Raw genomic sequence first — 14095 nt, 5'->3', positions numbered from 1 at the left:
CCTTTGCAACAATCCTCAATCTCTACACTTTTGCAAATTATAGTGAATTCATAACCGATTAAATTACTTTTGGACAACGATGAAAAAGCTTTTACAAGGTGCGGTTTTGCCTTTTGTTATTTTTATTTCTGGCATGTTACTGCTAGGCTGTAATCAAGCCGCTGAACAATCACGTCAACAAGATGGCGCTCAAGCGATTGAAACTGCGCAAATGAGTGAAAATACATCCGACTCAAATAATAATAATCAATCAACAGCAAAAAGCACTGAGGATTTAAAACAAGGCAATATGTTTTATATCGCACGTGATGTTGCCAACGTACAGCTGAAAACTGGTGATTATGTTGAAAAATTACAGCAGACCCAAGCTAATTTACAACAAGCCATACAATCACAAAATCAAGCTGAGCTGCAACAATCTGTCAAAACATTGACTCGTGAACTACAAGGCTTTAACACAACATTGATTTCATTAGATTTAAAAAGCCAAGAGATTGATGGTATCCGCCAACAAGTGCTACAAGCCAATAAGCAAGTGCTTAACTCAGCACTGTTAAACGGTGATTTAGACATTTCAAAAGTTGATTTTAAGAAAATCGAACAACAAATGAATACCATCCAATTAGATATGCTTAAACTCGCAGGCATGATGATTCCTGGATCAAATACAGAGCAAGCCACTGAACAGCGTTAATTAGATTTGAACAGATCAGCCTTGGCTTGGCTTAGCGACATTACATGATCGATCTTGTCCTAGCGCGCGTTTAGCATCTAACTTAAAACGAGCTTGAGCAGACTTATAACTTGCGGGTAAAAATAGCGTTAAACGGGTTTTATTCTTTCCAATGGATTCCACCAAGGTTTTTGATAAATACGCCCCACCCTCTGTACGGGTAAACAAGGTTCCCATTTCTAAATCTCGTTCTAGTCGATTGTCGGTAAAGACAAAATCTTTTTCGCCAGTAAAGGCAACACATTGCCCATAGGCCATTTTCAAATTTTTAAATGCGACAACATAATCGATATCTAATTCTGTTTCTAAACCATTTGCCACTGAATTTGCCACCAAACTTGCTTCAGTGGGTGCATTTGGTGTAGTGACAAATTGACTTTGACATGCTGAAACAGCACTCAGTAGAAGTATTGAAAATAAATACCGACATTGAACTAATTTTTTCATTTTAAGTTTATTGGTTTTCTACAACAATGAATGGATTGTAGCAAAGTTCATGAACATGATTTAATAGCAGATTAAGCGTATTTTTGTAGTGTTTCATGCAACTGATTTTATTCACAGGCGTACAAGCTTCGGGTAAATCTACTTTTTATCAACAGTATTTTTACCATACACATCTACGTATCAATCTCGATATGCTAAAAACACGCCATCGTGAAAAGATACTGTTTGAAGCAGCTATAGCCTCTAAAACCAAAATCGTGATAGATAACACCAACATAAGCAAAGCCGATCGAGCCCGTTATATTCAACTTGCCAAAACTGCTGGCTTCGAGATCATTTCATATTATTTTGAAACGGATCTAGACAGCACTTTACAGCGTAATGCACAACGTGAGGGTAAAGCCAATATTGCTGAAAAAGGCGTTAAAGCCACCTTTTATAAATTAGAAGTCCCTAATTGTTCAGAAGGTTTTGATGCGCTGTTTAAAGTAAATATGATAGAAAATAATGGCTTTTCAATTACTCTCATAATTGAATAAAAAATTTAATCTTGAGCCAACCGCCATGTTTTAAATGCGGTTTGCATCTGTTGTTGTATTTCTTTAGGTACCTTACGAGCGGCTATATTGGAAAAATCTCCACGATAGGTTTCAGCCACAATTGAATTTGCCAAATCTTCGATCGCAATTCGACCTTTGTTCTGATACGCCAGAATTTCTACTTCGGTTAAATAAATATCCCAACATGAAACAACAGAACTCATATCTACGGCTATACTGAGATAGTAGTCATCTTGCGTTTGATACAGTTCCCAAAATTGCGCTTGTTGGTCAATGAGGTGCATTGTCTTCTATATATCCTTTTTTATTGTTTAGATTATGCTAAAACTAGTCAGTGATGAAATATAACTTTAGCATGAGAACAACGAAGAAGTTTAACCATGAGATTTGATGATCTAGATACACGATTACGTGTTTATGAAACAGCTTATGATTTCTGTGTACCACCAGAACAATATATCGTTGTGCGTTTGGATGGACGTGGCTTTACCAAACTCACCAAAGATATTTGGAAATTTGAAGCGCCCTTTGACCTTCGTTTTAGGGACTTGATGGTCGAAACAACAGCTCACTTAATGCAATGTGGTTTTAATATTATTTATGGCTATACACAAAGCGATGAAATCTCCTTACTGTTTCATTTAAAAGATGACAGCTTTAATCGTAAAACACGAAAAATTATTTCTATTTTAGCCGCAGAAGCCAGTGCAAAATTCAGTGTATTACATGGTGAGATGGCAACTTTTGATGCTCGAATTTGTATACTGCCCAATGCAAAAACTGTTGAAGATTATTTTCGTTGGCGTCATGAAGATGCTCATCGCAACGCACTCAATGCACATTGCTATTGGATGTTGCGCAAGGAAGGAGAAAATGTAAAAAATGCAACCGACCAAGTAAAAGGATTATCTCGCCAAGAGAAGCATGATTTACTCTTTAGCCGTGACATTAACTTCAATGAATTGCCATCATGGCAAAAGCGTGGCACAGGTTTATATTGGACAGAAATTGAAAAAAGTGGTTTTAATCCGAAAACTAAACAGTCGACAGTATCAACTCGTCGACACATTTTTAAAGACTATGAATTACCTTTGGGAGAGGATTATAGTCAATTTATACAAACACAATTTTTATTGGACACTCCCCAAGGATAAGTTTCTAGCATGATGAGTTGTTATAAATTTGAATCATCCATACATTAATTGCATAAAAAAACCACCCTCGCGGGTGGTTTTTCAATCTCAAACTGCGTCTTATAGCGCGCGGTTTTTGATTTTGCGGATGGTTTCCAACTGAGCAGCAGTTTCTGCAAGAGCAGCCAAAGCAGCAGCAGAGTCCAAATCGCTTTTTTGATTTGCAAGCAATTGTTCAGCATTTTTACGTGCTTCAAGAATTGCAGCTTCATCTAAGTTGTCAGCACGAACTGCAGTATCTGCAAGCACAGTAACAACATGCGGTTGAACTTCTAGAACACCACCAGATACATAGATTAACTCTTCTGTACCGTTTTCAAGCAGAACGCGAATTGCGCCCGGCTTGAGCAAAGTGACTAACGGAGCGTGACCAGGCATGATACCCAATTCACCGCCAGCACCTTTTGCGATAAGCATTGTCACAGTGCCTGAGTACAAAGACTCTTTAACACTTACAACATCACATTGCATAGTCGACATGTGAATCTCCTAAATTAGAGTTGCTAATTAAAGCTTCTCGGCTTTAGCGATCACTTCGTCAATACCACCAACCATATAGAACGCTTGTTCTGGGATGTGATCGTATTCACCAGCTAGAAGACCTTTAAAGCCACGAATTGTTTCTTTAAGTGGTACAAGTTTACCAGGAGCACCAGTAAACACTTCAGCTACGTGGAACGGTTGAGAGAAGAAACGTTGGATTTTACGCGCACGGTAAACAATCAACTTATCTTCTTCTGCTAACTCGTCCATACCCAAGATTGCGATGATGTCTTTAAGCTCTTTATAACGTTGCAATACGTTCTGTACAGAACGTGCAATTTCATAATGCTCAGCACCAACAACAAGTGGATCTAACTGACGTGAAGTAGAGTCAAGTGGATCGATCGCTGGGTAAATACCAGAAGATGCGATGTCACGGCTCAATACTACAGTTGCATCTAAGTGAGCAAATGTAGTTGCAGGCGATGGATCTGTTAAGTCATCGGCAGGTACATATACCGCTTGGATAGATGTAATCGAACCAGACTTAGTCGATGTAATACGTTCTTGAAGAACACCCATCTCTTCTGCAAGCGTTGGTTGGTAACCTACTGCAGATGGCATACGACCTAAAAGAGCAGATACTTCAGTACCAGCCAATGTGTAACGGTAAATGTTGTCAACGAACAACAATACGTCACGGCCTTTACCGTTTTCATCTTTCTCATCACGGAAGTATTCAGCCATGGTCAAACCAGTTAACGCTACGCGTAAACGGTTACCCGGTGGCTCATTCATCTGACCGTAGACCATTGCTACTTTGTCAAGAACGTTAGAATCTTTCATCTCGTGGTAGAAGTCATTACCTTCACGAGTACGCTCACCAACACCAGCAAACACAGATAAACCTGAGTGAGCTTTCGCGATGTTGTTGATCAATTCCATCATGTTTACAGTTTTACCAACACCGGCACCACCGAATAAACCAACTTTACCACCTTTAGCAAACGGGCAAAGTAAGTCAATGACTTTAATACCTGTTTCTAAAAGGTCAGTAGAAGCAGCTTGTTCAGCATAAGAAGGGGCTTGACGGTGAATCGGCAAACGCGCTTCAGTCGCAACTGGACCAGCTTCGTCGATTGGGCGACCAAGAACGTCCATGATACGACCTAAACATGCAGTACCTACAGGTACAGAAATAGGTGCACCAGTATTAGATACGTTTAGACCACGTTTAAGACCTTCTGTAGATCCCATTGCGATGGTACGAACTACACCATCACCAAGTTGTTGCTGAACTTCTAAAGTAGTTTCAGTACCGTCAACTTGGAGAGCGTCATAGATCTTAGGAACGCTATTGCGTTCAAACTCGACGTCGATAACCGCGCCGATGATCTGAATGATACGACCGCTACTCATTGCTGTCTCCTCAATTCAAAATAATGTTAAACGGCAGCGGCACCACCAACGATCTCAGAAATTTCCTGAGTAATCGCGGCTTGACGCAGCTTGTTATAAATGAGTTGTAGGCTCTTGATAAGATCACCTGCGTTGTCAGTTGCAGCTTTCATTGCAACCATACGAGCAGACTGCTCACATGCGATGTTTTCAATCACACCTTGATAAACCATAGACTCAATGTAACGAACCAATAAACCATTTAAAAGCTCTTCAGCTTCTGGTTCATATAGATAATCCCAACCATATTGGCGGTTAAGATCCTCATCCGTATCAGCCGCAGCTAAAGGAACAAGTTGTTCGATTTTTTGGTTTTGAGTCATGGCATTGACAAAGCCGTTTGACACAAGATAAATACGATCTAACTCGCCTTTATCAAATGCATCTAACATCACCTGTACAGAACCAGTTAACTGTTCAAGACTTGGAGCATCACCTACTTGCGTAGTTGCGCCAAGTACTTTACCGCCGTAGTTTTTAAAAAACGAAACCGCTTTTTGACCAATTAAAGCAAATTGAACTTCAATTGACTGCTCTTGTTGCTGTTGTACGTGTTTTACCACTTTTTTGAACAAGTTAATGTTCAAACCACCAGCAAGACCACGATCTGAAGAAACAATGATATAGCCAACGCGTTTTACAGGGCGTTCAACCATATAGCGATGTTTGTATTCAGGATTCGCTTGGACCAAATGAGCAATTACACGGTGCATATTTTCGGCATACGGACGGCCCTGAGCCATGCGCTCTTGCGCACGACGCATCTTAGAAGCTGCTACCATTTGCATCGCGCGAGTAATCTTTTGCGTGCTCTTGATACTAGCTACTTTGGCGCGAATTTCTTTTAAATTTGCCATACGCTTAACCTAGTATTCGAAAGCCCTTTCGAGCTTCCGAAGGTTGATCCGTGAACCAAACCATAACTAACAACAACATACATTGAAATTAGTAAGTTTGAGTCGCTTTAAAGCTTTCAATACCTGCTTTGATTGCAGCTTCGATGTCTTTGTCGTAGTTACCAGTTTCATCGATGTTTTGCATTAACGCAGCATGTTCTGAACGGAAGTAAGAGATTAACGCAGTATCAAAGTCTACGATTTTCTTCACTTCAACGTCAGCCATATAGCCTTCGTTAGATGCATAAATTGAAACAGCTTGGTCAGCAATTGAATATGGAGCATATTGTTTTTGCTTCATTAATTCAGTTACACGTTGACCATGTTCAAGTTGCTTACGAGTTGCTTCATCAAGGTCAGAAGCGAACTGAGCAAATGCTGCCAATTCACGGTATTGCGCCAAAGCAGTACGGATACCACCAGACAATTTTTTGATGATCTTCGTTTGAGCAGAACCACCAACACGCGATACAGAGATACCCGCGTTCACAGCAGGACGAATACCTGCGTTGAATAATGATGTTTCTAAGAAGATCTGACCATCAGTAATCGAAATTACGTTTGTCGGTACGAATGCAGATACGTCACCCGCTTGAGTTTCAATAATTGGCAATGCAGTTAATGAACCAGTTTGGCCTTTAACTTCACCATTAGTGAATTTCTCAACATAGTCAGCAGATACACGAGAAGCACGTTCAAGTAGACGTGAATGAAGATAGAACACGTCACCTGGGTAAGCTTCACGACCTGGTGGACGACGAAGAAGCAATGAAATTTGACGGTAAGCAACAGCTTGTTTAGACAAGTCATCATAAATGATAAGTGCGTCTTCACCGCGGTCACGGAAGTACTCGCCCATTGTACAACCAGCATATGGAGCAAGATACTGCATTGCTGCAGGATCAGCTGCAGCAGCTGCTACAACAGTTGTGTACGCCATAGCGCCAGTTTCTTCAAGCTTACGTACTACGTTTGCAATTGTTGATTGTTTTTGACCAATCGCAACGTATACACACTTAATGCCTGATTGTTTTTGAGCAATGATCGCATCGATCGCCATTGCTGTTTTACCAGTTTGACGGTCACCGATGATCAACTCACGCTGACCACGACCAACAGGGATCATTGTATCTACTGATTTATAACCAGTTTGTACAGGTTGATCCACTGATTGACGCCAAATTACACCTGGTGCTACTTTTTCAACAGCATCAGTAAGTTTTGCATCAATAGGGCCTTTACCATCAATCGGGTTACCCAAAGCATCTACTACACGGCCTAAAAGTTCTGGACCAACCGGAACTTCTAATACACGACCTGTGCAACGAGCTTTTTGACCTTCTTGAAGGCTTAAGTAGTTACCTAAGACAACGGCACCCACTGAATCCTGTTCTAGGTTCAGTGCCATACCAAATAAGCCGCCGTCGAATTCGATCATTTCACCGTACATTGCATCAGCAAGGCCGTGAATACGCACAATACCGTCGGAAACCATAACAATGGTCCCTTCGTTCTTAGCGGTCGCGCTGGTGTCCAGATCGCCGATACGCTGTTTAATGAGCGCACTGATCTCGGATGGATTCAGTTGTTGCATTGCGCTATACCTCAATCTTTTTAAAGTTCAGTCTTCTTTAGACGTAGTTATTTTTAACAATTACGCTAGAAGACGAGTCCGCATTTTTTCAAGCTTGCTAAGCGCAGAATCATCTATCACTTGGTCGCCTGCACGAATAACAACACCAGCAATCAATGCTGGATTTACTTCAACTGTAACTTTCACAGCGCTGTTCAAACGTTTTTCTAACGCATGAGCCAACTTCTGTTCTTGTACTGAATCCAATGGAAAAGCGGATTCAATCACAACATCTACAGTGTTGTTATTTTGCGATTTGAGTTGCTCAAATTCTGTGTCAATTTCAGGTAACAATGCTAAACGGCCATTGTCTGCAAGAAGTGTCAAAAAGTTTGACACAGCCGCAGTTTGTTCATTACCTAAAACTTTCGCAAAAAGATCAACCTGCTCTGCAGGTGTCAACTCAGGGCGATTTAAATAAGCGGAGAATGCTTCATCTTGCACCGCAGCACTGAGCAGTTGTAATGCATTTGACCAAGCGTCAGTTGCATTTTGCTCAGATGCATAAGCAAATGCTGCTTTAGCGTATGGGCGTGCCAACGTCAAGAATTCAGCCATATTCGCCTCTCTTAAAGTTTAGCAGCCAGCTGATTCAGCATGGCATTATGAGCTTCTGCGTCAACTTGTTGGTTCAGAATTTTCTCTGCACCAGCAACTGCAAGAGCAGCAACTTGTTGACGTAATTCTTCACGAGCAGAATTGATGTCTTGGTCAACAGCATCTTTCGCTTGTTGACGAATACGCTCACCTTCAGCAGATGCTTGAGTACGCGCTTCTTCGACCAATTGTGCCGCACGACGGTTCGCTTGTTCGATCAATTGAGCCGCTTGTGCTTTCGCCGCATCAATTTCTTGCTTAACTTGTGCTTGTGCATCAGCAAGATCAGCTTTCGCTTTCTCTGCAGCATTTAAGCCATCAGCGATTTTACGCTGACGCTCACTAATCGCATTGATTAGTGGTGGCCATACAAACTTCATGCAGAATGCGACAAATATCGCAAATGCAATCGCTTGGCCAAACAATGTGAGGTTGATATTCATTGCAAATTCCTCAAATAGTGAATTTCGGAATTAAGCTGATTAACCTACAAATGGATTAGCGAAGATGAAGAACAAGCCAATACCAACACCGATCATAGGCACAGCATCAAGAAGACCTGCGATTAAGAACATACGAGTTTGAAGTTGTGGAGCCAATTCTGGTTGACGAGCAACAGCTTCAAGGAAACGGCCGCCTAAAAGACCAAAACCAATCGCAGTACCTAAAGCACCAAAAGCGATCAAGATAGCAGATGCAATTGCAACTAGACCTAAAGTGAGTTCCATGATAATTCCTCAGAGGTTAGGTTTATACCAAATTAAAGTAAAAAAATTATACCTAACCACCGGATGACAGTTAGGCAATACCATTAATGTTTTTCGCTTGCCATGCTCAAGTATACGATTGTTAGCATCATGAAAATGAAGGCTTGCAATGTAATAACAAGAATGTGGAAGATAGCCCAAGGCACAGACAACGCCCACTGGATCCAGAAAGGTAACAACGCGATAAGAATGAAGATTAACTCACCCGCATACATGTTACCGAATAATCGGAGTGCCAATGAAATTGGACGTGCAAGGAATGTTACTAATTCTAGAATTAAGTTCACTGGAATCAATAACGCTTTTGCAACTGGGTTACTTGGATTAAATGGGTTAAGTGCCAATTCACCAACGAAACCGCCGATGCCTTTTTCACGAATACTATAGAACAAGATCAACGCAAATACAGACAAAGACATACCAAGGGTAATGTTAGGGTCTGTAGATGGAACAACCTTGAAGTAAACGTGGTGAGGGTCCATACCAAATACGTTTGCACCAATCAATTGAGCTGTATACGGAATCCAGTCAACAGGAATTAAGTCCATCGCATTCATGAGGAAAATCCACACGAAAATGGTCAAGGCTAAAGGCGCAATTAAACGTGATTTACCATGAAACGTATCACGAACACTTGAGTCAACAAACTCGATAATCATTTCGATTGCAGACTGGAACTTGGTAGGAACACCAGAGTTTGCAGCTTTCGCTACGCACCAGAATATCAAACAGAAAATCACACCAAGGCCAATTGACCAACCCATTGAATCCAAGTGGATAGCAGTGAACCCCATCTGTTGAGCTTCTGCACCACTTTCAGCCAATTTCCAAGTACCATCTGGCATTTTGCCATAGGTCATATTGGTCAAGTGATGCTTGATATACTCGGTCGAAGTCAGGGCATGTTCTTCAGCAGCCATAAATCACACCTGGTCAATGTCAAATAATAAATAGAGTTAACGAATATCGCGTGCTGCATGATATCTCGTTAATCCCCAAAAAAATTTTCAATTTCTGCTGCGCTTATACTCGTTTTTGTTGTCGTGCTACCCAAAAAGGTGCAATCCACGACATCGCTTGAACGAGAATAAAACCACAAAACAATGCCACCGGAGATAACGGTTTGACATTGCATAAAATTAAAATGAAACCAACGATCACAATTGCAAATTTGCCCATTAAGCCTCTATACATGTTCGAAAGAACCTGTTTTGAAGCACGTGCCCCTGCTGCTCGAAACGACTGCCAAGAAAAATAACAACTGGCAAGCCAACATATCAGTGCACCTAACGCTGCACTCAGAGCCGCAGTCGAGTCTTTCAAGACCCACGCTACCAAGGCTGAAACAGGAATCATAAACGCTTGCAAATAGACCAAAGCTTTTGCTAATCGTCGGTCAATCAAGCGACTAGTTTGGCTCATTTTTTATCCACTCACAGCATAAATGCTTGACAAGTTTAGCTGATGATCGTTTTTAATCGCAGGCATTATAGAGTTACACCCCTGAACATGCAATCTTTTCCCGACCTTAGTCGTGTTTTTTTCGATATACAGGTTGCTTTGCATATGAACAATTGTTGATTAATTTTTGCATCATTTCCGTGCATTAAGTACGCAAGCTTGTGTTTGTTGAGCCAAAGTCTGCCATGCAACCACAAAATCTTGTTGTTTAGCCAAAGTTTCGTCTACCGCTTGAAATGAAATTTCACCCAATTTTCGGTACTGACTTGGACTTGCGCTACCTTCTGCCAGCAAGCACATTTTTTTGTAAGGTCGCGTGTCATTTAAAAACTTGATTTGAGTCACAGTCGGCGCAACATGCGGATCATCTGTCATCGCACCTGCAAATTTTAAGTTTAATGAACGTTCTAAATATTGGTAAGCATCATGATAAGCCCAGTATGGACGTGCGCTACCAGCACTGATACTTTTCTGTGAAACGCGCAGCATTTCACTGGCAAACTTCTTCGCATTATTCCAATATGCTGCTTTATTTTCTGGATGTTGTTGTGAACGTAAGGCTGCAATAAAGAAACCGATACGTACAGCATTATTTGGATCTAACCACACATGTGTATCAATCGTATCTTTCAGTGCAACACCTTTTGGACTTCTTAAAGGAAGTGCTTGGATAATGCCGGAATTGAGTATTGAAATCGCTTTCGCATTCTCGCCTAAAACCTTTTCCAAAGGCGCTTCATGTTCTTTTCCCAGCCAAATCACCAGTGAAGCGTCCATAATCGTTTTGCGATTATCTGGTGTAAGTTGCACATCATGCCCCGTTTGATTTCCCAAAAGTAAAACAGGCTCTTCTATACCTTCTGTTATTTCTTTTGCAATCAAATAAATAGGATGAGTTGATACCACTAAAGGCGCTTGAGCCCAAGTGACACTAATAAATAATGCACATAAGCAAAAGGCGATAATGCGATTCATGGGAGTGTATTACCAAAAAAAATTTATGTTATAGTATAACAGAAGTTAAAAAATACCTACGCCATTCGTAAGTTGATAGAGCTTCATGTTAATATTTGCGATTCTCTTCCATTCAAATAACAAGTTTTGAGGTCTGATATGAGCTTATGTTCACACGAGCAGCATGATACTTTGCATGGTGTACACGATCATCTCAATGTAGAAGCTCGTTTATCAGAAGCAGAAAGCCTTTGTGCAACCTCAGGTGCCCGCCTTACCCCTTTGCGTAAAGAAGTACTTGAATTAATTTTGAATGCCTCAGGTCCTGTAGGTGCTTATGATCTTTTAGCCAAGATGAAAGGTGCTGCAGAACGTCCAGCTGCACCGCCTACCGTGTATAGAACCTTAGATTTTCTCTTAGAAAAAGGTTTTATTCATCGTTTAACCTCTATTAATGCTTATATCCCTTGTTGTCACCCACGTGAAGGACATCAAGCCGCATTTTTAATTTGCACTGAATGTCATACAGTGAAAGAAGCTTCAGCAAAAGGTTTGATTCAAGAATTAAACCACTTAGCCGCGTCAGATCACTTCAATGCACATCACAGTATTATTGAGATTTCAGGAATATGTCAGCAGTGCTCGAACAAAGCGTAAACTCCCCTCTCGTTCAACTGCAACAAATTAATGTCCGAATTGATGATCGTGACATTCTAAAAAATATAGATTTTTCATTACAAGAAAAAGAAATTGTCACGCTTATTGGTCCCAATGGCGCAGGCAAATCAACCCTGATCAAAGTATTATTGGGTATTTTAAAACCCAATGCGGGCAAAATTATCAGCCCAAAAAAAATTAAGCTGGCGTATGTACCACAAAAATTTAATCCCTCGCATAGTCTGCCTTTAAGAGTTAAAGATCTACTGGATCTTGAGAAATGTGATAAGGCCATTAAAGCTGAAATCATTCGAGATACAGGTATTGCCAAATTAGAGTACGCCAAAGTACAACAACTTTCAGGTGGTGAACGTCAGCGGGTTTTATTGGCGCGTGCTTTATTACGCCAACCCGATATTTTGGTTTTAGATGAACCTATGCAAGGTTTAGATATCCAATCTGAAGCTGAACTGTATGAATATGTGCGTAGCCTGCCACAACGCTATGGTTGCGCCATTTTAATTGTATCTCATGATTTACAATGGGTCATGCAAGGCACTCAACGAGTTGTCTGTTTAAATAAGCACATTTGCTGTAGTGGTTTACCTGACAGTATTCAGCAGCATCCAGAGTATCAAGCTTTGTTTGGTGATACTTTTGGAAAATACCACGCTTTTTACCAACACCATCATGACCATTGTGCACATGGTGACTCCGCCAAAACTTGTGAACATGGCCCACATCCACACATTCACCCAGAACCGGAAGCTTAAACCATGATGGAATGGTTAGAATTACTGTTACCTGCATGGATTATGGGAACACTTTTAGTGTTTCTAACAGCTCCACTAGGTTGTTTGATGCTATGGCGCAGAATGTCTTTTTTTGCTGATACGATGGCACATGGTACCTTGCTGGGTGTCGCTTTAGCCGCTGTTTTAACTTTACCGCTTTGGGTCGGTGTTACCTTTACTGCGATCCTCTTGGTGGCGGTACTTTGGGTTTTACATGACCCGCGTTTACCCAATGATGCCTTACTTGCATTATGTGCTGCGACCTTACTTTGTTCTGGTCTACTGTTAATTCAACATTTACCTGCATTACGTCCTGAATTATTAAGTTATTTATTTGGCGATTTATTAACAATTGAGTGGTCAGACCTACCGATTTTTGCAACTGTGATTATTGTTGCTTTAGCTGTCCTCTACCGTTACTGGCAAGCACAAATTCAAATTGCGATTGATCCAGATATTGCGGTAAGTGAAGGCGTAAACGCCAAATGGCAGCGCTTAATTTTTATGTTGTTATTGGCTTTATTCACCGTACTCGCTTTACGTGCCGTCGGTTCGTTATTGATGGGTGCATTATTGGTTATTCCAGCACTGGCTTCACGTCTTATTTCGCACTCACCGAAACAAATGGTGATGGGGGCGTTTGTGATTGCTCAAATTGGTGTGACTGTGGGGTTATGGTCAAGTGCAGCCCTGAACATCTCTACAGGGCTAAGCATCGTATTAACCATGTCTTTGCTGTTTGCTGTGATTTTCTGTGTAATGAAAGTAAGAAAGATGGCTTGATGGATCAATTCCATCTTTAGGCCCCAATCAATATTTAAACCATGCTTTTTAATGAAACATATAATCCATATATAGCAATGACAATCAGAATTAATCCGCAAAGCCCTAATATTTTTGGATAAATTTGACTTTTAGAAAGCTTATTAAACGACAGATAGACCAAAGATAACGTGAGAAAATCTAAAATAATCCATGTCACGACTAAGATAACCAGACTGGTATTTATATCAGCATGAATATGAATAAACTGCGGAAAAAATGATGAAAAGAAAATGATATCTTTAGGATTTGAGATACCCACTAAAAAGCCTTTGCTGAGACCACCATCCACAGGCGACAACATCGTATTGAGTTGATGCTCCTGTTGGGATAATACTTCTTTTAGAATTCCATAACCTAGATAGGCAATATAAAGACATCCTAAAACTTTAATGATCAAGAAAAGGGTTTCATTGACACTAAACATCCCTTTTAAAATTAAAATAGAGGCTGTGATAAGTACCAAAGAAGCCAAATTTGTCCCAACAATAGTCAGTAAAGACTGTCGGTAGCCGCCTTTTAAACCTGCACTTGCAACCAAGATCATGACTGGACCAGGCGTTGCAATCATGATAATCACACTAATGGCATACAGATAAAATTCTAAATAATTCAAAGCATCCTCGAAACAATGGCTTAT

The 14095-nt window shown here is 40.7% G+C and carries 19 protein-coding genes; 6 read left to right on the top strand and 13 right to left on the bottom strand.

Going from position 1 to position 14095, the window contains the following annotated elements:
- Positions 1-79 precede the first annotated feature (79 nt).
- Positions 80-694, top strand: coding sequence for a hypothetical protein (locus ACQ7EO_RS00805; RefSeq protein WP_419330696.1), 615 nt, complete (start codon positions 80-82; stop codon positions 692-694).
- A 15-nt stretch (positions 695-709) separates the two neighbouring features.
- Here the strand turns inward: ACQ7EO_RS00805 and ACQ7EO_RS00800 are convergent, their stop codons facing one another.
- The gene (locus tag ACQ7EO_RS00800) at positions 710-1180 is read right to left on the bottom strand and encodes a hypothetical protein (protein WP_434278704.1); all 471 of its coding nucleotides are present in this window, start codon (positions 1178-1180) and stop codon (positions 710-712) included.
- A gap of 95 nt (positions 1181-1275) precedes the next feature.
- Here ACQ7EO_RS00800 and ACQ7EO_RS00795 point away from each other — a divergent pair, with 95 nt between their 5' ends.
- A complete protein-coding gene (locus ACQ7EO_RS00795; RefSeq protein WP_270386159.1) occupies positions 1276-1719 on the top strand; it encodes an ATP-binding protein in 444 nt (147 codons plus the stop codon).
- 5 nt (positions 1720-1724) lie between these two features.
- On the opposite strand, the gene ACQ7EO_RS00790 is transcribed toward ACQ7EO_RS00795, so the two are convergent.
- Positions 1725-2024: a hypothetical protein gene (locus ACQ7EO_RS00790; RefSeq protein WP_270386158.1), complete on the bottom strand. Its 300-nt coding sequence runs from the start codon at positions 2022-2024 to the stop codon at positions 1725-1727.
- 96 nt (positions 2025-2120) lie between these two features.
- Here ACQ7EO_RS00790 and ACQ7EO_RS00785 point away from each other — a divergent pair, with 96 nt between their 5' ends.
- Positions 2121-2894 (top strand): tRNA(His) guanylyltransferase Thg1 family protein, encoded by a 774-nt coding sequence (locus ACQ7EO_RS00785; protein WP_004823707.1) that lies wholly within the window; start codon positions 2121-2123, stop codon positions 2892-2894.
- Positions 2895-2993: 99 nt separating this feature from the next.
- Here the strand turns inward: ACQ7EO_RS00785 and ACQ7EO_RS00780 are convergent, their stop codons facing one another.
- The 10 genes from ACQ7EO_RS00780 to ACQ7EO_RS00735 form a co-directional block, all read right to left on the bottom strand.
- The gene (locus ACQ7EO_RS00780; protein ID WP_004823705.1) at positions 2994-3413 is read right to left on the bottom strand and encodes a F0F1 ATP synthase subunit epsilon; all 420 of its coding nucleotides are present in this window, start codon (positions 3411-3413) and stop codon (positions 2994-2996) included.
- 27 nt (positions 3414-3440) lie between these two features.
- Positions 3441-4835 (bottom strand): F0F1 ATP synthase subunit beta, encoded by a 1395-nt coding sequence (atpD, locus tag ACQ7EO_RS00775; protein ID WP_004723420.1) that lies wholly within the window; start codon positions 4833-4835, stop codon positions 3441-3443.
- A gap of 26 nt (positions 4836-4861) precedes the next feature.
- Positions 4862-5731 carry a F0F1 ATP synthase subunit gamma gene (gene atpG / locus ACQ7EO_RS00770; RefSeq protein WP_004723421.1) on the bottom strand — a complete coding sequence of 290 codons (870 nt, stop codon included), beginning with the start codon at positions 5729-5731 and terminating at the stop codon, positions 4862-4864.
- An 88-nt stretch (positions 5732-5819) separates the two neighbouring features.
- Positions 5820-7364, bottom strand: coding sequence for a F0F1 ATP synthase subunit alpha (gene atpA / locus ACQ7EO_RS00765; protein ID WP_004723422.1), 1545 nt, complete (start codon positions 7362-7364; stop codon positions 5820-5822).
- Between the two features lie 60 nt (positions 7365-7424).
- On the bottom strand, positions 7425-7961 hold the full coding sequence (locus ACQ7EO_RS00760; RefSeq protein ID WP_004823704.1) for a F0F1 ATP synthase subunit delta: 537 nt from the start codon (positions 7959-7961) through the stop codon (positions 7425-7427).
- Positions 7962-7972: 11 nt separating this feature from the next.
- The gene (locus ACQ7EO_RS00755; protein WP_004723424.1) at positions 7973-8443 is read right to left on the bottom strand and encodes a F0F1 ATP synthase subunit B; all 471 of its coding nucleotides are present in this window, start codon (positions 8441-8443) and stop codon (positions 7973-7975) included.
- 39 nt (positions 8444-8482) lie between these two features.
- Entirely contained in the window at positions 8483-8728 is a 246-nt protein-coding gene (gene atpE, locus ACQ7EO_RS00750) for a F0F1 ATP synthase subunit C (protein ID WP_000424060.1), read from the bottom strand.
- Between the two features lie 83 nt (positions 8729-8811).
- On the bottom strand, positions 8812-9687 hold the full coding sequence (atpB, locus tag ACQ7EO_RS00745) for a F0F1 ATP synthase subunit A (protein WP_004723427.1): 876 nt from the start codon (positions 9685-9687) through the stop codon (positions 8812-8814).
- Positions 9688-9790: 103 nt separating this feature from the next.
- Positions 9791-10189 carry an ATP synthase subunit I gene (locus ACQ7EO_RS00740; protein WP_004723429.1) on the bottom strand — a complete coding sequence of 133 codons (399 nt, stop codon included), beginning with the start codon at positions 10187-10189 and terminating at the stop codon, positions 9791-9793.
- A 171-nt stretch (positions 10190-10360) separates the two neighbouring features.
- Positions 10361-11203: a metal ABC transporter solute-binding protein, Zn/Mn family gene (locus ACQ7EO_RS00735; protein ID WP_056518357.1), complete on the bottom strand. Its 843-nt coding sequence runs from the start codon at positions 11201-11203 to the stop codon at positions 10361-10363.
- A gap of 138 nt (positions 11204-11341) precedes the next feature.
- On the opposite strand from ACQ7EO_RS00735, the gene ACQ7EO_RS00730 reads away from it, so the two are divergent.
- The 3 genes from ACQ7EO_RS00730 to znuB are packed head-to-tail and all read left to right on the top strand — an operon-like array spanning position 11342 to position 13416.
- Complete coding sequence (locus ACQ7EO_RS00730) at positions 11342-11839, top strand: transcriptional repressor (protein WP_004723431.1); 498 nt, start codon at positions 11342-11344, stop codon at positions 11837-11839.
- Entirely contained in the window at positions 11812-12612 is an 801-nt protein-coding gene (znuC, locus tag ACQ7EO_RS00725; RefSeq protein ID WP_056518356.1) for a zinc ABC transporter ATP-binding protein ZnuC, read from the top strand. Before ACQ7EO_RS00730 ends, znuC begins: the two co-directional genes overlap by 28 nt.
- 3 nt (positions 12613-12615) lie before the next feature.
- Positions 12616-13416: a zinc ABC transporter permease subunit ZnuB gene (znuB, locus tag ACQ7EO_RS00720; protein WP_004723435.1), complete on the top strand. Its 801-nt coding sequence runs from the start codon at positions 12616-12618 to the stop codon at positions 13414-13416.
- A gap of 34 nt (positions 13417-13450) precedes the next feature.
- Here the strand turns inward: znuB and ACQ7EO_RS00715 are convergent, their stop codons facing one another.
- A complete protein-coding gene (locus ACQ7EO_RS00715) occupies positions 13451-14071 on the bottom strand; it encodes a LysE family translocator (RefSeq protein ID WP_314340200.1) in 621 nt (206 codons plus the stop codon).
- Between the last annotated feature and the right edge of the window lie 24 nt (positions 14072-14095).

Source organism: Acinetobacter sp. CE-15, from assembly GCF_051059255.1.
Lineage (GTDB): Bacteria > Pseudomonadota > Gammaproteobacteria > Pseudomonadales > Moraxellaceae > Acinetobacter > Acinetobacter guillouiae.
This window is presented reverse-complemented; position numbering and strand designations above follow the sequence as displayed.